The sequence below is a fragment of the Chryseobacterium carnipullorum genome (assembly GCF_003815695.1).
In the GTDB taxonomy this organism is placed as follows: Bacteria; Bacteroidota; Bacteroidia; order Flavobacteriales; family Weeksellaceae; genus Chryseobacterium; species Chryseobacterium carnipullorum.
Map to the genome: position 1 here is coordinate 1362946 of NZ_CP033920.1, position 18929 is coordinate 1381874.

19 protein-coding genes are annotated in these 18929 nt (G+C 37.7%); 6 read left to right on the top strand and 13 right to left on the bottom strand.

All coding sequences use genetic code 11. The features are described from left to right. Positions 1 to 17: 17 nt before the first annotated feature. Complete coding sequence (mnmA, locus tag EG346_RS06295; RefSeq protein WP_073328400.1) at positions 18 to 1205, top strand: tRNA 2-thiouridine(34) synthase MnmA; 1188 nt, start codon at positions 18 to 20, stop codon at positions 1203 to 1205. Between the two features lie 343 nt (positions 1206 to 1548). On the opposite strand, the gene EG346_RS06300 is transcribed toward mnmA, so the two are convergent. Both EG346_RS06300 and EG346_RS06305 read right to left on the bottom strand, forming a co-directional pair. Then, positions 1549 to 1914, bottom strand: coding sequence for a hypothetical protein (locus EG346_RS06300; RefSeq protein WP_123877473.1), 366 nt, complete (start codon positions 1912 to 1914; stop codon positions 1549 to 1551). Positions 1915 to 1927: 13 nt separating this feature from the next. Beyond that, positions 1928 to 2683 (bottom strand): glycine-rich domain-containing protein, encoded by a 756-nt coding sequence (locus EG346_RS06305; RefSeq protein ID WP_123877476.1) that lies wholly within the window; start codon positions 2681 to 2683, stop codon positions 1928 to 1930. A 114-nt stretch (positions 2684 to 2797) separates the two neighbouring features. Between EG346_RS06305 and EG346_RS06310 the strand changes: the two genes are divergently transcribed. Further along, complete coding sequence (locus EG346_RS06310; protein ID WP_123877480.1) at positions 2798 to 3694, top strand: hypothetical protein; 897 nt, start codon at positions 2798 to 2800, stop codon at positions 3692 to 3694. Positions 3695 to 3940: 246 nt separating this feature from the next. On the opposite strand, the gene EG346_RS06315 is transcribed toward EG346_RS06310, so the two are convergent. From EG346_RS06315 to EG346_RS06355, 9 genes are all read right to left on the bottom strand, one after another. Beyond that, complete coding sequence (locus EG346_RS06315; protein WP_083563876.1) at positions 3941 to 4684, bottom strand: LytR/AlgR family response regulator transcription factor; 744 nt, start codon at positions 4682 to 4684, stop codon at positions 3941 to 3943. A 55-nt stretch (positions 4685 to 4739) separates the two neighbouring features. Beyond that, positions 4740 to 5015 (bottom strand): 2TM domain-containing protein, encoded by a 276-nt coding sequence (locus EG346_RS06320; RefSeq protein WP_073328408.1) that lies wholly within the window; start codon positions 5013 to 5015, stop codon positions 4740 to 4742. Between the two features lie 24 nt (positions 5016 to 5039). Next, the gene (locus tag EG346_RS06325) at positions 5040 to 5336 is read right to left on the bottom strand and encodes a 2TM domain-containing protein (RefSeq protein WP_073328409.1); all 297 of its coding nucleotides are present in this window, start codon (positions 5334 to 5336) and stop codon (positions 5040 to 5042) included. Between the two features lie 300 nt (positions 5337 to 5636). Then, positions 5637 to 6206, bottom strand: coding sequence for a methyltransferase family protein (locus EG346_RS06330; protein WP_123877483.1), 570 nt, complete (start codon positions 6204 to 6206; stop codon positions 5637 to 5639). A 60-nt stretch (positions 6207 to 6266) separates the two neighbouring features. Beyond that, a complete protein-coding gene (locus EG346_RS06335; RefSeq protein ID WP_073328414.1) occupies positions 6267 to 6569 on the bottom strand; it encodes a 2TM domain-containing protein in 303 nt (100 codons plus the stop codon). After that, the gene (locus EG346_RS06340) at positions 6556 to 7887 is read right to left on the bottom strand and encodes a 2TM domain-containing protein (RefSeq protein WP_123877486.1); all 1332 of its coding nucleotides are present in this window, start codon (positions 7885 to 7887) and stop codon (positions 6556 to 6558) included. The genes EG346_RS06335 and EG346_RS06340 overlap by 14 nt, the downstream gene beginning before the upstream one ends. A gap of 129 nt (positions 7888 to 8016) precedes the next feature. Then, entirely contained in the window at positions 8017 to 8667 is a 651-nt protein-coding gene (locus EG346_RS06345) for a hypothetical protein (protein WP_073328419.1), read from the bottom strand. Positions 8668 to 8747: 80 nt separating this feature from the next. After that, the gene (locus EG346_RS06350) at positions 8748 to 10991 is read right to left on the bottom strand and encodes a TonB-dependent receptor (protein ID WP_123877489.1); all 2244 of its coding nucleotides are present in this window, start codon (positions 10989 to 10991) and stop codon (positions 8748 to 8750) included. Between the two features lie 92 nt (positions 10992 to 11083). Then, positions 11084 to 11986, bottom strand: a complete 903-nt coding sequence (locus EG346_RS06355) for an AraC family transcriptional regulator (protein WP_123877492.1) — start codon at positions 11984 to 11986, stop codon at positions 11084 to 11086. Positions 11987 to 12135: 149 nt separating this feature from the next. Here EG346_RS06355 and EG346_RS06360 point away from each other — a divergent pair, with 149 nt between their 5' ends. Further along, positions 12136 to 12639: a superoxide dismutase family protein gene (locus EG346_RS06360; protein ID WP_123877495.1), complete on the top strand. Its 504-nt coding sequence runs from the start codon at positions 12136 to 12138 to the stop codon at positions 12637 to 12639. Between the two features lie 53 nt (positions 12640 to 12692). On the opposite strand, the gene EG346_RS06365 is transcribed toward EG346_RS06360, so the two are convergent. Beyond that, a complete protein-coding gene (locus tag EG346_RS06365) occupies positions 12693 to 14822 on the bottom strand; it encodes a carboxy terminal-processing peptidase (protein WP_123877498.1) in 2130 nt (709 codons plus the stop codon). A 499-nt stretch (positions 14823 to 15321) separates the two neighbouring features. Between EG346_RS06365 and surE the strand changes: the two genes are divergently transcribed. The 3 genes from surE (at position 15322) to EG346_RS06380 (ending at position 18030) form a co-directional block, all read left to right on the top strand. Further along, on the top strand, positions 15322 to 16092 hold the full coding sequence (surE, locus tag EG346_RS06370) for a 5'/3'-nucleotidase SurE (protein ID WP_073328429.1): 771 nt from the start codon (positions 15322 to 15324) through the stop codon (positions 16090 to 16092). After that, positions 16092 to 16757 carry a GNAT family N-acetyltransferase gene (locus EG346_RS06375; RefSeq protein WP_123877501.1) on the top strand — a complete coding sequence of 222 codons (666 nt, stop codon included), beginning with the start codon at positions 16092 to 16094 and terminating at the stop codon, positions 16755 to 16757. Before surE ends, EG346_RS06375 begins: the two co-directional genes overlap by 1 nt. Before the next feature lie 232 nt (positions 16758 to 16989). After that, positions 16990 to 18030, top strand: coding sequence for a GMP reductase (locus EG346_RS06380; RefSeq protein WP_073328435.1), 1041 nt, complete (start codon positions 16990 to 16992; stop codon positions 18028 to 18030). Between the two features lie 93 nt (positions 18031 to 18123). Here the strand turns inward: EG346_RS06380 and fabG are convergent, their stop codons facing one another. Beyond that, complete coding sequence (fabG, locus tag EG346_RS06385) at positions 18124 to 18867, bottom strand: 3-oxoacyl-[acyl-carrier-protein] reductase (RefSeq protein WP_034724743.1); 744 nt, start codon at positions 18865 to 18867, stop codon at positions 18124 to 18126. Between the last annotated feature and the right edge of the window lie 62 nt (positions 18868 to 18929).

Here is an 18929-nt window from a genome sequence, read left to right on the forward strand (position 1 = left end):
CGTAAAATTGAAATAAAATGAAAGTAGTAGTAGGATTATCTGGAGGTGTAGATTCCAGTGTTACAGCGTATTTGTTACAACAACAAGGCCATGAAGTGGTCGCTTTGTTTATGAGAAACTGGAATGATGCTTCGGTAACGCTGGAGGATGAATGCCCGTGGATTGAAGACAGTAATGATGCCCTGATGGTAGCCCAGAAGCTGGGAATTCCTTTTCAGGTGATTGATATGAGCGAACTTTACAAAGAGCGCATCGTAGATTATATGTTTGATGAATATCAGAAAGGAAGAACTCCGAATCCTGATGTTTTGTGCAACAGAGAAGTAAAATTTGACGTTTTCATGAAAACTGCCATGTCTTTGGGCGCTGATAAAGTAGCTACAGGACATTATGCACAGGTTAATTCCACTTTTGATGAAAACGGAAAGGAAATTTTTCATCTTTTAGCTGGAAAAGATAATAATAAAGACCAGTCGTATTTTCTATGTCAGCTGAGCCAGGATCAGTTGTCGAAAGCTTTGTTTCCTATCGGAGAGCTTACAAAACCTCAGGTACGGGAAATCGCTAAAGAGATAGGACTTGTTACTGCAGATAAAAAAGATTCTCAGGGATTATGTTTTATTGGAAAGGTAAGTCTGCCTCAGTTTTTACAGCAGCAGTTGGTTCCCAAAGAAGGAGAAATTGTAGAAATATTCAAAGACTCCCCTTTATTTTCAGTGGAAAAACCTGAGTTTTCTTCAAAGGAGGAAGAACTTGAGTTTTTAACCCGGAAAATCGATTATAAAAAAACGGACGGTAAAGTTATCGGAAAGCATCAGGGTGCCCAATTTTTCACGATCGGACAAAGTAAGGGACTTGGTATAGGCGGACATAAGGAAAGCTGTTTTATCATCTCCAGAGACATGGAAAACAACATTATATTTGTAGGTGAAGGTCACAGTTCTCCAGGTCTGCACAAAAAAGCATTAAAAATTGACAATTCAGAATTGCATTGGGTTCGTGAAGATTTGAAGCTGGACAATGGTGGTTCTATGGAAGTCATGGCAAGATTCAGATACAGACAGGCTCTTCAAAAAGCGGTTCTTTATCATTTTGAAAATGCATCTTATATTGAATTTGAAGAACCTCAGTCAGCCATAGCAGAAGGTCAGTTTGCAGCCTGGTATCTTGATGATGAATTGATTGGAAGCGGCGTTATTGCATAATCAAAGGTTTTTGAAAATTTTATGTAACGAATTTTGAGTTGTTAGATTGACTCTGTCATAACAATAAAAGACACTCCTATGAAAACGACTTCAAAAAACGACTCTGCATTGATCAATCTCTTTTTAATGCCGCTTGTCACTGCCGTTTTTGGCTATAATTTTTACCCGGTGATGATACATCCGTAAAAATCAAATATTGCAGAAGCCCTTATTCTTGTAGTGATCATTTCTTTGATGGTCCGCAAATAGGGATCCAAGCCTTTAAAAGAAGAATACAAATAATAAATCAATCTCATTGATCTCTATAAATCCCGAAGCATTCATGTTTCGGGTTTCTTTTTTATTAATGAGTATTTTTAGGTTTGATCTTATGCTTGAAATCAGTTGACATAAACATCATAAATACAATAATTTCCGCAACAAGAATACTGATTAAAACTCCCACTGGCCGGTCTATACTTAGTCCTCTGATTAATTTCACGACACCCAGAATGAAAATAAACAACATGAAGTACAGAGAAACAGTTGAACGATTTTCTCTGAAGAGTTTTAAACAGAAAGCAGAGATGTAGAATCCTAAGAGCATTATTACATAAAACTTCAGGAATTCCGGGCCTCTTACCATAATAGGATTGAGCGTATGGCAGAATATTTCCAGCCCTGTAAAGCTCACCACGATGGGTACAGAATGAATGATCATCTTTTTCATAGCGCTTCATTTTTTAACCTCCACATCCTCCACCGCAACCTCCACAACCGCCGCTGCATCCACTACTGCATCCACTTCCTCCTCCATCTCCGCTGCAACCGGAACTTCCTCCATCACTGCTTCCTCTGATACTGCCGTCATCTTTCTTTTTACTGGTATTATTTTCGATGTCGACCTGAAATGCGCCCACAACATGAAAGAAAATGAAAAAGCCTATGAAGGGTAATGCAAATAATGTTAATGATCCCAGAACTTCTCCCAGGCAAGACGACAACATGAAAGGCGCGATCAATAACGGGATGATCCTCAGTCTTTTCAGCCAAATTGTCAGAATTCCTTTTTTTTCTTTTTCATACCAGATCTCTTTGGGAGCTTCCTGCTGAAAAACGTCACGATAATTTTTCAAAGTATCTGAAAACCATTTCTGATGTTTGTTTTTTTCTTTAAAACCACCTTTTGAAGGATGGTGATGAAGGGATCTTTTAAGGACTTTGGGACAGAATTCTTCCCAGTAGTTCTGGGTGTAAATCAGGTGCATATGCCATACTTTATCGACGGTTTCGCTTGGAGACGCTCCATTGGGAAGGATGCAGCAGAGGTACACAAATTTTTTATACTCCTGAATGGCTTTCTGGGCAAAATCTAATGTCCAGCGTTCTTCTTTAGCCAGTTTTTTTGAAAAAGGAAAATCAGCATCCGAAGCATCCAGTGAAAAGCTTTGAATCCTGTTCCAAAGGGTTTCGTCTTTTAATAAGATCGTTGTTTCCATTGTGTTAACTTTTATTTTTCTACTCAAATATCATTTGATTTCAAAATATAAAAGTCTTTCATTCATCTTATTTGGATGCATAAAAATCTTATATTGGTCTTATAAAATAAAAGAATGAAAAAGGAAGATATTCAGCATCTGGAGAAACTGATGAACTTTTTAAGTCAGCATTTTTTAAAGAAAAATCATTGGGAAGGGGTGACCAAGACGGAATGGTCCTACATCAGCGCAGAACTCAACGATTTGATTATTAATGATCATTCTGACAAAGACATCAAAAAAGAACCGGATCTCCTGGGATCAAACTATCTCTATGAACATCTGATCATCAATAAATTAAAGAAATACAAACAGCATGAAAATGCAGTTTTAAGCAGGCCAAATCTCGCTAAATTAAGCCAGATCGTAAAAGTTTTAGGGTATTCCCATTACATTGATTTCATTAATTCCAACACAGACGCATTCAATTTCAATGATCTGAGGATCGATATGAATAATGTGAATCAGAATACAGCCCTTTTAGACCGCCTGACGGGCTGCTGGTATTCCTACAACAGAAACCTTCCGGAGAACCCTTTAATGGCAAAGGAAGAGCGTATATGGAGGTCTGCAATGGAAATCTATAAGTCTGAAACTACCGGTGAGTATTTCATCGAAAGAAGTGGCGGAGATCACCATAAATATTTCGGAAAAGTAACGGCGTACTCAGATTATGTGTTCATCATCATGAACAGCAATACGTTTATTCGCCAGCGACATTTTATCTCAAGGATAAAAGATATCAAGGAAAAACTCAAAAATCCAGAATATAAGCTCCATGAAGTTCATTTTATAAGTACATGTATTAGTTTTAATCAGGAGCCGATAGCCCTGTTTGAAATATTTCAGAAAGCAGACCGAAAAACTTTTATTTCTGACTCGATCAGCTTCCCGATTGACAGTGATGAAATCCCACCTTCTATTATAAAACAACTTGAGGACACTGAGTCTAACAGAATAGATTACAGATAGGTAATTTTGATGTTTTGGAAAGTGATGAGTTCTTTGGTGCAGGATTTGGAATGACTTCCTATCACATTTCACCAGTGTCGTAAAATTGCCCAGTGACGCTCCTCAACCTCAACCTAAAATCGGACATTTACATAAAAACTCACCATTTAATTGCAAAGCAAAATTCACCATTGACGTTCATCAATCTAAGCCTTAACTTAAATGTCTGAAATCTGATGTCTTGTGTATGATATCTATAATCTTACTCTACCCCACCAGCCATTCCTTAAAATCCTTAACCCTATCTCTGCTCACGGTTATTTCTTCCTGTGGCTGAAATTCCATCTCGACTTTATAATAAGGAGAAGTATGGATGTTTTTTATGTAGTCCGAATTGATAATAAACTGTCTGTTGACCCGGAAAAACTTCTTTTCTTCGAGAATGTCTTCCAGTTCATCGAGTGTGAAATCTGACGGATAAACTCTCTCGTCCGTCTGGAGATACACAATTTTGTTTTCACTGAAAAAACAGCTTATTTCCTGCGTCTGAACAATCTTCAGGTTATACCCGATCTTTACCAGAACCCTTGAAAGGGTAGATTTCTCTTTTCTGATGAGCTGTTTAATATCTTCAGAACCGGCTGTATTATTGGATGGAATGAAGGATTTAAACTTCTCCACGGCCCCTGAAAGATCTTCTTCCAGAATAGGCTTCAGAAGGTAATCGATGCTGTTTAATTTAAATGCTTTCAGCGTATACTGATCAAAAGCTGTTGTATAAATGATAAACCCTTTTGTAGGTACTTTTTCGAAAATATCGAAAGAAAGGCCATCTCCCAGAACGATGTCAGAAAAAATCAGTTGCGGGTGCTCATTTTCAGAGAACCAAGCGACCCCTTCTTCTACTGATTCAATTTTGCCAACCACTTCTATTTCAGGAAAATTACTCAGCATTCTTTCTAATTTTCTTGAAGCCGGTTTTTCGTCTTCGATAATGACAGTTTTGATCATTGAGTGACAGTTTTTAGTTTAATTCGGGAATAAAAGTAGATAAAAAATAAACAGCTTAAAAATCAATGTTCTTTTTGCCCTTTCTCATCTCTTTTTCCATAACCGTTCTTTCCCATTCCGCGTCCAGCAGAAATAGCTTTACCGCCTTTACCGTTAGAAAAATTCCCCAAATGACCAGAATAAAAGATCCATCAAATAAAGAGAAATTAAGTGATCCGTTTTCAAAAAGGTCATCAAAAAAGATAATTCCGGCCACTATTCCAAACCAAAGAAGACTTTTGTAAAATTTTTTCAGTTGGGTGACTCTTTCGTAGGCGCTGTTGTAATCCATGATCGTTATTTTTTTATCCGTTAATTATAATGTTTTTGTCTTTCCCTGATCCTGTCCCATCAATTCCTTGATCTTTTTTTCTTCCCACGTTTTCCCGATGCCAAATACATTCACCGCGTGCGCTACAATTCCTATTCCCCACCCCAGCATTGGCCAGTAAAACCATAAATGACCGGGAGATGTTAATAAATTCAATGCAACTAAGAAAGGAATAACAAGACAGTATGAAGTAAGATTACCATAGAATCCTTTCAGCTCTTTTACTCTTCTGACTGCTTTTTTGTAAGCCTGCGTTTCTTTTGTGTATCCTATTGTTTCCATAATTTTAATTTTAAAAAAGGTTAGTTTATCTTTTTGTTGAATCAAAGGTAGATCAGAAACGGGGCATCATTCAACTTTATATGACCGAGTGGTAGAATATGCTTTCTGAATGGTAAAAAGTTGGATTCAGCAGTTATTGGCATAAAGAAAGACGTATTTTTTCTTTTATAAATTGTATCGAGCATAAAATCCTTGAGTCTTTAACGTTTAGCCAACATACACCACATTAATTTTAATCTCCCACAGATTTTGCGGATTACGCAGATCATTGCGTTGGAATGATTGATTTTGAAAATGGGATTAGTAAATGAAAGGAATGAGTTTTTTCGTCTTTTTTCTATATTCTAAGTACTCATCTCCAAACTTTTCAACCAGAGCCTCTTCTTCCACTTTGATCCGGTATAGGAAAGCAAAAAATGGTGGCAGGAATGCAAGAAACAGGGAAAACCAGTTATTAAGATACAGACCCAATCCTAAAGAAGTCAGCAGTGAAAAGGCATAGGATGGATGTCTCAGATATTTGTAAAAACCTTCCTTTTTGATCTGATGATCGTTTTTTATCGTTACGTCAACCGTAAAATACTTACCTAAAGACCTGATAATAATCCATCTGAGGACAATTCCGATGAGAATGAATGCTTCGCCAATATAGAAGATCCAGACCTCTTCAGCTATTGGAAATCTCGTCATATAAGATGTTGATACAGAAGCCGCAATAGAAAAAGGAATCGCCAGCCATAAAATACTCAGGGTAGATTTATCTTTGTCCTTCTTATCTTCTTTACCGGATTTTAGCATGTTCTTATACAGGATTTCGGTAAAAAACCAAACAACCATTGAAATGTAAAACAGGATTTGTAATGAATGCATACTTTTTATTTTAAGATTAAAACATCAATCGGTTTCTGAACCTCATCATTCCACAACCATTTACTTTTTATTTTTTTCCATCAGTTTCCTGATTTTCTTTTCTTCCCAGTTTCTTACAAAGCCAATATTGGGTAAATAAACCGCTATCGCATGAGCGGCCAGACCTATTCCCCAGAATGTAGCTGTAAAGAAATTTTTGAACTGAAAATAGCTTTCTCCTGGTTCCAAATGCCTGATATTATAAACCACAATCATTGCATTCACGGCAATGTAGGCAAATAAGTGTCCGTAAAACCCTCTCAACCGCTCTACCTGCCTTCTGGCCTGCTCGTAACGGATATTATTTTCATCAGAAATTTCCATTATCTCTATTTTTTTGTTTATTCATTATTTCCCTGATCTTCTTTTCCTTCCAGGATTCTCCAACCCCAAAAACCTGAAATGCATGAGAAATCACCCCAATTCCCCATCCCAGCATCGGAAAATAAAACCAAAGATTTTTAGGAGAGGTAATCAGGTTTAAAATGATCAAAAAGGGAATGATCGTACAGTAGGAAATCAGATTTCCATAAAAGCTTTTCAACTCCTTTACCCTTTTTTTAGCTTTTTCGTAGGATTCGTCGTCATCTTCAGTTTTTACGCTGATTGTATTGGGTTTACTGGATAGAATCGGAACTTTTACTTTAAAATAATCAGCCGATTTTTCAATGAAAACATTCTTTTTGGTAAGAAGGGCATAACGCTGAACAATATTAGCCAGTCCAATTCCGGCACTTTCCTTCATCTGCTCTCTTGCCTGGAGGTTATTTTCAATACAAAGCGTATCGTTATCTGAAAATATTTTGATGATTAAAGGTTTTGAAGAGGTAGCAAAATTATGTTTGATACAGTTTTCCAGCAACAGCTGAAGTGATAACGGCACTACATACCTTTTGTATTCTTCTTTTTTTACATCAAAAATAAAATCTACACTGTCCTCAAATCTGGTTTTCAAGAGGTCACAATAGGTTTTCGCAAATTCGATTTCGTCTTCCACCGTTACCAGCTCTTTATCTTTCTGTTCAAGTACATACCGGTAAATCTTTGACATAGAGGCCGTAAACTTCTGCGCCTGATTTGGATTTTCATCAATAAGAGAACTTAAAACATTCAAAGAATTAAAGAGAAAATGAGGGTCCAGCTGATTTTTCAGACTTTCAAACTGTGCATTGGCCGACTTTGCGATCAGCTTCTGTTCCACCACTTCTTTTCTGGAAGTCTTCTTGAGCTCTTCCATGAATCCTTTTGCATGAAGAAACGCCGAAATCAGAAGAGCAATATTGATCATGAACCAGTTGGTCGTAGCATATTCTTTAGAAAAAAAGGCCTCCGCTGTAGCCACTTGCTGAATCTCAACAAAATTGATATAGTTGCATACATAAACCAGAATAAAATTACCTGCAATGATAGAAACCACACTTAAGGCAGTTCTTATTCCTGTTGTTTCAGACCAGGGAAACTTTTTATTAAGAAAATCATTAATAAAACCATTTCCGCATCCCAGAACAAAAGAATACATGGTAGAGATCGAAAGCGAAATCAAAAAATTGTGGAAATTCTTCTCTTTTGTAAAAAATAAGAAGAAAAATAACGCTGTTCCCAACGATACCCAAAGTAAGATTATAAGTCCTTTACGTTTCATTATTCATTTTCTTGGTTCAAAATTAGTCTTTAATAAAGGTATCAAAAATTATTATTTACTGAAGGGCATCTTTTTCTTTCTGAATGGAATAAAAAAGCCTTCCGTGTTAGGAAGGCCTGAATTCTATTGTTATTTTTCCTGCATACTCAGGAAATATTCCGCTTCTGCTTTACCCCAGTTAGGATCTAAAGATGTTTTTGGCTTATAGGCGTTAAATTTTGCCAGTGCTTCTTTAAACATTTCCATTCCTTTTGTCTTGCTGCCGCCGTACTGTTCAGGTGTGAAATAAATGTCTTCTGCTTTGATAAGAGCGATTCTTGGGTTCGCCGGATCCAATTTCTCTGCAATACCAAGTTCTTCCGTAGCTTTAGCACCATCGGTCATGTAACGCTGAGGAGGGTTTACCATCATTCTTAGAGAAGCTGCCATTTTTCTCAACAAATGGATCTCTGCATTATCCGCTCCGGCAAGGTTTTGAGCACTTGCCAAATATTTATCTGCCTGTTCAGCGGTTTCATCCAGCGCCTGCATATTTCCGCTTCTCATCATCAGTCTTCCTTTTTGAATTTGTGAAAATGCAGCATAATAGGGAGGAAGCCATTTTGAACTTTCTTTGCTTCCAATTCTTTGAAAATCGTTCGCTAATGTCTGAAACTCTTCAGGCGTTTTACATGTTTCTGTTTTGGCGATTTTTTCAGCCATTATTTTTTCGTAATCTGTCTGTGCAAAAGCTGTTAAACTCATAAAAGCTAAAGCAAAGCTTAATAGGTATTTTTTCATTGTATCAATTTTTTAAAGTTAGTTCATTGTAAATCCGAAGTTATGTATTTTGTAATGATTGTGACATTCGTTGTTTCTATTTATAAATTATTATTGATGGCATCCTGGGTTCTGTCTACTCCAAAGCTAATGAAGGCTCCCACAAATACAAAGGTATTGACTGGTGGAACTACGGATGAGCTTCTCGTTCCGTCGAGAGAAAAATTATAGCCGTAAATATTTTTTGATCCTAAAACATTGGAAACACTTAATACAAGAACAGTAAACGCTTTCGCATCTTTCTTTCCCAGGTTTGGAAGATAATCAAAGCTGATATTAAGGGCATTGTAGTCTTTTAATTTCCCTTCATTTCTGATGTAATTGACCACATTGCTGTTTTCCGTTTTCGTTGCAATGTCATAGTAAGGGCGTCCTTTAGAATAGGTATAAGATAAATTGACCCCTAATTTCCATTCCGGAATAAATCTTTTGGCAACAGCAGAAAGAGTATGGGCAGAAGCGAAATTTGGCCTTAAGCTTACCGGATAATTGGTAAAGTCTCTTTTTGAATCAAGGAAGGAATAACTGATCCAGTAATCAATGTTTTCAAGCGTCTTTTTATCTCTCCAGAAAAGTTCCAGTCCTTTGGCGTATCCGTAACCATTATTGTTCAAAGCAGTTTGTACCTGCTGATTCTGTTCCTTATTCGGCGTGATATTATAGGTCTTGATCAGCTGGTCGTATTTTTTATAAAAAGCTTCAAAACGAAGGTTTCTTCCTTCTGATGATCTTTGAACCTGGAAAATATAGTGTTGTGACTTCTGAAAGTCAAGATCTGCCGGTCCGTTGATGTATTTACTTTCAGGATTCTGATAAAACAATCCGTAGGCGAAGGAAGTCGTCCAGTCTTTTGCAAGGCGGTAAGCCAGCGCGAAACGTGGAGCAATATTACTTTTTTCCAGAAAAGAAGAATGCTCTGCCCTTAGTCCTATTTTTGCAGACAATGCATTGCTGAATCCAAGATCTGTCTCTACAAAAGCAGCGGATATCAGATCTTTATAATCTTTCTGTACTTGTCCAAAGTTCAGTTTTTCATCTGTATTATTCATTTCAAATCCTGCTCTTAACGCACTGATTTTATTCATTTTCCTTTCAAGAACAGCTTTAAAATTAATATAATTTCCATCTGTTAATAGTTTCGTTGCTTCTGACTCGATGTCATTCTTTTCTGTAGAAAAGTTAAGGTCCGATCTGTTGTAAGAATAAGAAGTTCCTGCATTCAGAAGATACTTCCCGAATTTCTGTTTAAAAGAGAGGTTGTGGTACGTATTCTTTCCTTTCAGCCTTATAAGAGCAAAATCATATCCCGGTTCTAATCCTTCTGTTCGCACTCCCATTTTGTTGGAGTCATACATTCCATAGTATTTGAAAAATCCCCCGGATTTGGTTTTGATTCTGAAATTAAAATCACCGTTTAAGCCTTGTGGAGCATTGATAAAGTCTGTATTAAAATTAAAAACCTTCTGCATAACACTTAGCAGTGAATAGCCTAAACTCGCTCCGAAAGAATGGGTTTTATCATCACTGAGTTTCTGAAATCCTGCATTCAGAAAAATAGGAGAAATTCCCAGATCATAAGAACTCTGGTCAGGAAGATCTACACTTTCCAGCATCAGCGCGCCTGAAAGCGCCTGACCGTATAATGCAGAATATCCGCCACTTGAAAAAACATTCCCTTTGAAAAGAGAGGTATTGAAACGGTCTCTTCCTGCAATTCCCGGAACGGAGTTGGAAAAATAATTGTTGATCAGGCTTCCATCCATAAAGATCTTGGACTCTGTTCCTGTTCCTCCTCTGATGAAAAGCCCTTCTGTTTCGCCCACTTTCTGAACGCCCGGAAGGTAATTTAAAGCCGAAGAAATCTGGCCATCAGCTCCTGCCGTCGTGTAGATATCAATTGGAGTAAGCAATGCGGTGGCTCTCTTCTTGTCACTGGCTTCTATAGAACCTGCAGAAACGACGACCGCATCGATCTCGCTGATCTGTTCTTTAAGTTCCGCATTGACTGAAATATCCTGATGATCAATTACTATTGATTTTTCAACATTCTGGTACTTGGGATGGGTAAATGTCAGAACATGATTTCCTTTTTCTGAGGTCTCAAAAGAAAAGTTTCCCTGTGCATCAGTGGTAGCCCCATCATAGGTGTCTTTTAAGGTTACATTGATTTCATTGACCCCTTTACTTTTAAAAGTGACCTTTCCTGAGATCTTAATCTGCGAATATCCTGCAATAAAGGATAGAAATGCAATCAGAAGTAAAAGTTTTTTTCCTTGTGTGTTCATGGAGTTAATTTTCGGATCAAAAATAGGACGCAACAGGCCTTTCTTTATAATAAATTTTACTGAAAGGCATACTTTGACCACTGAATGGTAAATTAGTGAATGGGGATGCAGAAATCTACCTGCATTTTACCTTCGGGATGTTCTTTAAAATTTGAATGATAGATCTCAAAAGGGAACGATTTTCTCATGGAATAGTGATGCTCATTCATCCATAAAAACAGGGAAACCCAGCATTGTTCGAAGTCATCAAGTGTACATTCTCCGCTTCCTACAATATATTTCCCGGCATCAGTGGTCTCTGAAAAAACAACTCCATTCTGCTCCTCCAGTTTTTCATCCAAAAGCATACACGCATGAATTCTTACCTTGTCAGCGGGAGTTACTTTGAAACTGTCATGGTACACGGAAATCATTTTGACATTGTCACGGGGAAATAAATGTTTATTTTTCGCCCATTCTATGAGCACATTAAAAGAAGATTCCACATGGGCAACTCCTAAACTCATTACTGAAGCCAGATTCATTTCCGGCAGTTCTTTTACTTCAATCTTTAAATTCATTTTTGTCCATTTTAACAGGTTTTCGACATGGCAAATGTATTGACTGAAAACTGTATCAACGTGTCCGTTTTTGCCAGATATCTGTAAAATCTTGTGAAACGTTTCGGGAGCTGAGTTCCGGAATGCAGAAGGAGCCATTCCATAGTATTTTTTAAAAGTTTTACTGAATACAGAATGATTGGAAAATCCAAGATCAAGATAGATCTCTTTCATTTTCATATCCTTCTTTACAGATAAGTAAAAGGCGCTTTTTTCTGTTTTCTTTCTTATGATATAGTTCTGGAGCGTCTCTCCGGTAATAAGCTTAAATATCCTGTGAAAATGGAAGGAAGAATACATCCCGATTTCTGCAATTTTTTCCAAAGAGAGATCATCCTCCAGATGATTATCAATATAACGGATCGCTTTTATGATTCTTTTTTTGTGTTCTTCCATTTTAAAAAGGTGCTGATGGGTAAAGGTATCAAGATACACAGAATTTCACTTGTCCTATATTGCTGTTTTTGAAAAAAGGATTGAAATCATAAAGTGTTTCGGAAAATGTTTTATAAATTTAACGGTATAATCACTTTAAAATCATTTAAATGAAAGTACAAACATTAGGACTATTGGCGGGTTGTGCGTTTTTAGCGGCTTCATGCTGCACGACAAAAACGTACAATGTCAACGCTAAGAGTGGAACACAGACTGGCGGAACCGCCAAGTTTACCCAAAAAGGAGAAGAGGTGATCATGAAACTTGAAGTAACAAGTCTTGCCCCAGGTATTCATGCCGTACATATCCATGAAAAAGGCGACTGCTCTGCAGCGGATGGAACTTCTACAGGAGGGCACTGGAATCCAGCTAAAGACGACCACGGAAAGTGGGGTGCTGAGCATTTTCATATGGGAGATATAGGAAATTTAACGGCTGACCAGAGTGGAAAAGCAGTCCTTACTTTCAAAACGAATAAATGGTGTCTTGGATGTACGGATGAATCTAAAAACATCATCGGAAAAGGCCTTATCATCCATGCTGCGGCAGATGACTTCCATACCCAACCTACAGGAAATGCAGGAGGAAGAGTGGGATGTGTAGAAATTAAATAATACCTCTATGCCATAAAAAAAACCGTTGATTTCCATCAGCGGTTTTTTTGTTTTTATGATTTTGTTCCCATATCGGAAACGATATTCATTGCTTCCTGCAGGTATGGATCTTTTTTGAGATTTTTGATCCACATTTCAGATTTTTTCTTGAAAGCTTCATCTTTTTTCTCCCTTTCGATTTCGCCAGGGAACATCGTGAACTTAAGACCGTTCTCAAACTTGCTTAAAGCTTTGAATTTTTCGATCTGAGCTTTTCTCTGCTTCATCAGTTCATTGAACTTATTGATATTAAGCGTGATGTTTTCTTCTTTATCAAGCTTTTCTCTCCACTGGGCAGATTCAAGAAGAAGCTGATAGTTGTTATTTTTAGCCATTCTGTCGGCACTTGCTTTTTCTAAAGCCTGAATATTAAAGTAATTCAGTTTTTTGAATGCAGTCCCAGGAATTTTATCCCATGCTAAGGCATAATCATCATATCGCTCTCCTACTTCTGCATAGGTAAAGAAATCTTTCATCTGGATATCAGAAACAATTCCTTTTCTCTGCGTAGATTCTCCTGTGATTCTGTAGAACTTCTGAATCGTCAGTTTTAAAGATCCGAAATCATCTTCTGTATTTAAGAATCTGTTCAGATCTACAAAAGTCTGTACGGTTCCTTTTCCGAATGACTGTGGCGAACCAATGATCATTGCTCTGCCGTAATCCTGCATTACTCCTGCCAGGATCTCAGAAGCTGAAGCGGAAAGTTCATTCTGCATAATCACCAATGGTCCGGTCCAGATAGGCGTTTCATTTTTATTCTTCAAAGTCTGGATCTTTCCGTTACCGTCTTTTACCTGAACATAAGGTCCTGCATCCATGAAAAGTCCCATGATATCCCCTACTTCAGTTAATGATCCTCCTCCATTATTTCTAAGGTCAAGAACAATTCCTTCAATATTCTGTCCTTTCAGTTTAATGATTTCATTTTTGATGTCGTCCGAAGCATTTCTTCCTTTAGCATCTTCAAAATCAGCATTAAAGCTTGGTAAATTGATAAATCCGTATTTCTTGCCGTTTGGAGAGTTCACTACAATACTTCTTGCGAAGGTATCTTCAATCGCTACTTCCTCACGGATCATGGTAACATCTTTTGTTGTTCCGTCTTTTTTCTGAACAGTAAGGGTTACAGGTGTTCCTTTTTCTCCTCTGATCAGTCTTACTGCCTCATCTGAAAGCATTCCTACAACATTGACGGCGTCATCTTTCGGCTTCGATTTTACTTTTAAGATCTTGTCCCCTTCAGAAAGCTGTTTAGATTTCCAGGCTGGCGCACCAATCGTTAAAGCCCCGAGATACAGATTTCCTTTTTTCTCCTGAATAATAGCTCCGATACCAATCACTTTTCCAGTGAATTGAGTATCAAAATCTTCTTTATCTTTTGGAGAATAATAGTTTGTGTGCGGATCGAAAACTTCTGTATATGCATTCATATATACGGTAAACCAATCCATTTTCTTTCTCTTTTTGAACCTTGTGAAGGTGTCTTTTACAAGGTCTTTCACTTCATCAGTTGCCTTTTTGATCTTCTGATCCTGGGTAAGCGGCTGATACTTGATCGTATCTTTCAACTTGTATTTCTGAACAGAATCTTTCTTCTCTTTCTGAGCTTCTTCTTTGCTGTTCATAGACTCAACCTCCTGAAGAATATTATACTTAATATATTTTCTCCACTCATTATACTGTTCCTGCTTATTGGCAGGTACTTTTTTAAGCTTCGGTTCAAGCGTCAGTGATTCTTCTTCCTGAAGATTGATGGGCTTGCTGAAAATATCCTGAGTTATCTTATCTATTTCATCTACCCTCTGATACAATCTGTCGATGGTCAGTTTATAGAACATCAGATCTCCCTGACTGATATAGTCGTCAAGCTTTGTTTCATGCTTGCCGAATTCGTCCATATCCGACTGAAGGAAATATCTTTTTGCGGGATCTACCAGCTCAAAATAATGTTTATAAACGTCCTTGGAATAGGCATCATTGATGGGTTTCGGGCTGTAATGTAAATAAGAAAGTGTATTCTTTACACTCACCATGATCGTCTGCATCTTTTCATCGTCATTCTTTGGCGAGTTGAAACAAAACATTAGACTTGTCAATGGAATTAGGAGTAAAAATTTATTCAGTTTGAAATTTTTCCACATAAACTGTCTTTATTTATTGATTTTTTTAAAAATATATACTACAATTAGTAGCAGCAATTAATTCGCTGTTACAAACTATCAAATTTAATACCTTATTTACAATTATCGGATAGTTTTGAATGTTTTTTATTAAAAGCGGGGCAGTGCAATAACTGTTATTTGAAACTTATTGAATTACTGAACTTATAATCAACAGATTATAAACCATTTGAATCAATTCTTAATATTTTCCCGATCTGTTGATCATTAGTGAATTCCAAATATTTATTCATCAGATAAGTTTAGGCTAAATACAATCTTAAACCTATTAAAAAGACTCTTTTCCACCATTGCTTTTTCATTCTTTTTCCTGTCCGGGACAAACGTATATTTTATGAAATTGCATTTATCTTCAAAACTTTTTAATTAAATTTGAAGGGTGGGAATTTTTCTTTTCTGTCAAAAAAGACAGAGGAAAGGTCCTTATCTGAGCAATTTATGCTAAAATTAAACTTATTTTATGGAAAGACCGCTTATTCTGGTTACTAATGATGATGGAATTACCGCACCAGGTATCAGAAACCTTATACAATTTATGAACGAAATAGGAGATGTTATTGTCGTTGCTCCTAACTCTCCCCAAAGTGGAAAAGGCCACGCTATCACAATCAATTCTACCTTAAGCTACGAAGAAGTAACGCTTGATGGTCCGCAGACTGATTTTTCATGCAGCGGAACGCCTGTTGACTGCGTAAAAATGGCTCTTGACAAGATCCTGACGAGAAGACCGGATATCGTGGTTTCAGGAATTAATCACGGCGCGAATTCTTCCATTAATGTGATCTATTCCGGAACGATGTCTGCCGCTGTTGAAGCAGGTGTAGAAGGAATTCCTGCGATCGGATTTTCACTCATGGATTTTAGCTGGGAAGCTGATTTTTCACAAGCCAAAGATTATATCCAGAATATAGTAAAAAGAACGCTTGAAAATCCAATGCCAAAAGGAATTGTACTTAATGTAAATATCCCGAAACTAACGGCTGGAGAAATTAAAGGCGTGAAGGTCTGCAAGCAGGCGAATGCAAAATGGGAAGAAAGCTTTGACGAAAGAGTGAATCCTCATGGAAAGAAATACTACTGGCTGACAGGATATTTCAACAATATGGATGAGTCTGAAGATGCTGACGAAACAGCATTGGCCAACGGATATATTTCAATCGTTCCCGTAAAGTTCGATCTTACTGCTTATGAATACATGAAAACGCTTGAGGAAGTAATGAAATTTGACTGATGTACGAGAAGCTAGACAATCCTGTTTATCATTCCCTTAATGAATATCATGAAAAGTTCTGCTTCAATTTTGGAGAAACGAAATTTTATAATCCTGAAGTAGCCTCTTTTGGCGGAGCAGCAGAGCTTTCAAGAGAAAAAGACATCACAGACTATGCAAAAATCTGTGATGATTTTCTGATTTTCGGAGCTCAACCGGATCTTGGAAATCTAAAGACTGATCTTTCCAGGCTTGTCTGTGATCAATATGTCCTGGAAAATCCTATTCAGATGGATTTCACTGAGGAAATTATTGAACTGAAACAAGAAAATCATGAGGAACTTCTGGCTTTCATTATGAAGTTTTATCCTTACTACTTTAAATCAAGAACTCCTGAATTAGGACGGTATTTCGGTATTTTTAAAGATCATCAACTTGCTGCAGTTACCGGCGAAAGAATGCAGATGAATGATATGACGGAAGTAAGCGCAGTGATCACCGGTACAGATCATCTGGGAAAAGGTTTAGCCAGGCAATTGGTGGCTTTTGTTTCCGGAAAGATTTTTGAAGATAATAAAACGCCTTTTCTGCATGTTGCAGAAAGTAATACAGGAGCCAAAAAACTGTATGAGAAACTTGGTTTTATACATCGTGGAACGATCAACTTATGGGGCGTGAAAAGCTAATTTTTCAGCCCTTTACTTTTTCATATATTTCATAAATTCTCACCCTTCATTTTATTGTACCAATCACTAATTTCACGCTCAAGTAATTCTGTTTACCTCAGAAATTTTCCTTTCCAGGCTTCAAGCATCATCACTTTTTCAAAAGCAGGTTAAAAAATTTATAAAACCTCCCCTTTTCCATTTTCCCTTGAAAGTTTTCCCTACATTTATTCTTATTAATTTTTTCCAGATTATGAGAATAGAATATGATATAAAGCTTGGATTCAAGGATGTAATGTTCCGTCCCAAACGTTCTACATTAAAATCCCGGTCAGAAGTGAATCTCGAAAGGGAGTTTACCTTCAAGCATACGAAAAAGAAATGGAGAGGTGTTCCCCTGATCGCAGCGAATATGGATACGGTAGGAACTTTTGAAATGGCCGTAGAACTGGCCAAAGACAAAATTATTACAGCCGTTCACAAGCATTATACTCCTGAGGAATGGAGCGAGTTTTTAAACAGCCAGCCTGAAAGCATCCATCAATATATTGCATTAAGTACAGGTACCGGAAAAGCTGATGAAGAGAAGCTAAGAGTGATCCTTGAAAAGCACCCAAAAATCGAGTTTCTCTGCATCGATGTAGCGAATGGTTATTCTGAGCATTTCGTTGGATTTGTGAAGAAAGCAAGGGCTAATTTCCCTGACAAGATCATCATGGCAGGAAATGTTGTGACCGGAGAAATGGTGGAAGAGCTTCTACTGGTAGGCGCAGATATTATTAAAGTAGGCATCGGGCCCGGATCGGTATGTACAACGAGGGTAAAAACAGGAGTCGGATATCCGCAACTTTCAGCAATTATTGAGTGTTCTGATGCAGCACATGGTCTTGGAGGACATATTATTGCCGACGGAGGCTGTAAAGTTCCCGGAGATGTGGCCAAAGCTTTTGGCGGAGGCGCAGATTTCGTGATGCTGGGTGGAATGTTCGCCGGACATGATGAAAGCGGCGGCGAGATCATTGAAGAAAACGGGAAGAAATTCCGCCTTTTTTATGGGATGAGTTCCAAAACAGCCATGGATAAGCATTCCGGAGGCGTAGCAGAATACCGTGCTTCAGAAGGAAAAACGGTAAAAGCGGTTTATAAAGGTCCGGTTTCCGAAACGGTGAAAGATATTTTGGGTGGTGTACGTTCTACCTGTACGTATGTGGGGGCTTCCCAACTTAAAGAATTGTCTAAGAGAACCACTTTTATCAGGGTTCAGGAACAGGAAAACCAGGTTTTTAACGATTAGAAAAAAGAAGCTCTGACAAATTGAGCTTAATTTTAATCTTTTGTAATAAAAAACAGGCTGTACAATTGATGTACAGCCTGTTTTATTTTATAATTAAGTCAGCATTCCGCCGTCTACGTTCAGGGTTTGTCCTGTGATGTAAGAAGACATTTCGCTTCCCAGGAAGATACACGCATTGGCCACATCTTTGGTCTGTCCCGCTCTCTTCATCGGAATTCTGTCTCTCCACGCCTGAAGGGTTTTTTCATCCAGATCTGCCGTCATTTCAGTTTCTGTGAATCCAGGAGCTACAGCATTACATCGGATACTTCTTGATCCTAATTCCAACGCAATAGATTTTGTAAATCCTATTACTCCGGCCTTGGAAGCTGCATAGTTGGATTGTCCCGGATTTCCGCTGATTCCTACTACGGAGGTCATATTGATAATAGAACCTGATTTAGCTTTCATCATCGGCTTGATCACCGCTTTTGTAAGGTTAAATACAGAATCCAAATTGATTCTCATTACCTGATCCCAGTCATCTTTGGACATTCTCAACAGCAGGTTATCTCTTGTAATCCCTGCATTGTTGATCAGAATATCGATTTTTCCAAACTCCTCCATCACATCATCGATGAGCTTTTGAGCTGCATCATAATCTGACGCGTCAGACTGATATCCTTTGATCTTGGTTACAGAACTTAAAGCCGCCTCTAATGCTTGAGCTTTATCTACAGAGCCGGCATAGGTAAATGCTACCTGTGCGCCCTGTTCAGCGTACATTTCAGCAATTTTCTTTCCGATTCCTCTTGTAGCTCCGGTGATTAGTGCTACCTTTCCTTCTAATAGTTTCATCATATCTCTTGATAATTATATTCTTAGTAAATACTTCCGTCTTTAAAAAAACGGCAATTTAG

Coding starts and splice junctions, on each gene's coding strand:
- mnmA (WP_073328400.1), top strand. CDS start 18: ATGAAAGTAGTAGTAGGATTATCTGGAGGTGTAGATTCCAGTGTTACA.
- EG346_RS06300 (WP_123877473.1), bottom strand. CDS start 1,914: ATGAAAAAGATGATCATTCATTCTGTACCCATCGTGGTGAGCTTTACA.
- EG346_RS06305 (WP_123877476.1), bottom strand. CDS start 2,683: ATGGAAACAACGATCTTATTAAAAGACGAAACCCTTTGGAACAGGATT.
- EG346_RS06310 (WP_123877480.1), top strand. CDS start 2,798: ATGAAAAAGGAAGATATTCAGCATCTGGAGAAACTGATGAACTTTTTA.
- EG346_RS06315 (WP_083563876.1), bottom strand. CDS start 4,684: ATGATCAAAACTGTCATTATCGAAGACGAAAAACCGGCTTCAAGAAAA.
- EG346_RS06320 (WP_073328408.1), bottom strand. CDS start 5,015: ATGGATTACAACAGCGCCTACGAAAGAGTCACCCAACTGAAAAAATTT.
- EG346_RS06325 (WP_073328409.1), bottom strand. CDS start 5,336: ATGGAAACAATAGGATACACAAAAGAAACGCAGGCTTACAAAAAAGCA.
- EG346_RS06330 (WP_123877483.1), bottom strand. CDS start 6,206: ATGCATTCATTACAAATCCTGTTTTACATTTCAATGGTTGTTTGGTTT.
- EG346_RS06335 (WP_073328414.1), bottom strand. CDS start 6,569: ATGGAAATTTCTGATGAAAATAATATCCGTTACGAGCAGGCCAGAAGG.
- EG346_RS06340 (WP_123877486.1), bottom strand. CDS start 7,887: ATGAAACGTAAAGGACTTATAATCTTACTTTGGGTATCGTTGGGAACA.
- EG346_RS06345 (WP_073328419.1), bottom strand. CDS start 8,667: ATGAAAAAATACCTATTAAGCTTTGCTTTAGCTTTTATGAGTTTAACA.
- EG346_RS06350 (WP_123877489.1), bottom strand. CDS start 10,991: ATGAACACACAAGGAAAAAAACTTTTACTTCTGATTGCATTTCTATCC.
- EG346_RS06355 (WP_123877492.1), bottom strand. CDS start 11,986: ATGGAAGAACACAAAAAAAGAATCATAAAAGCGATCCGTTATATTGAT.
- EG346_RS06360 (WP_123877495.1), top strand. CDS start 12,136: ATGAAAGTACAAACATTAGGACTATTGGCGGGTTGTGCGTTTTTAGCG.
- EG346_RS06365 (WP_123877498.1), bottom strand. CDS start 14,822: ATGTGGAAAAATTTCAAACTGAATAAATTTTTACTCCTAATTCCATTG.
- surE (WP_073328429.1), top strand. CDS start 15,322: ATGGAAAGACCGCTTATTCTGGTTACTAATGATGATGGAATTACCGCA.
- EG346_RS06375 (WP_123877501.1), top strand. CDS start 16,092: ATGTACGAGAAGCTAGACAATCCTGTTTATCATTCCCTTAATGAATAT.
- EG346_RS06380 (WP_073328435.1), top strand. CDS start 16,990: ATGAGAATAGAATATGATATAAAGCTTGGATTCAAGGATGTAATGTTC.
- fabG (WP_034724743.1), bottom strand. CDS start 18,867: ATGAAACTATTAGAAGGAAAGGTAGCACTAATCACCGGAGCTACAAGA.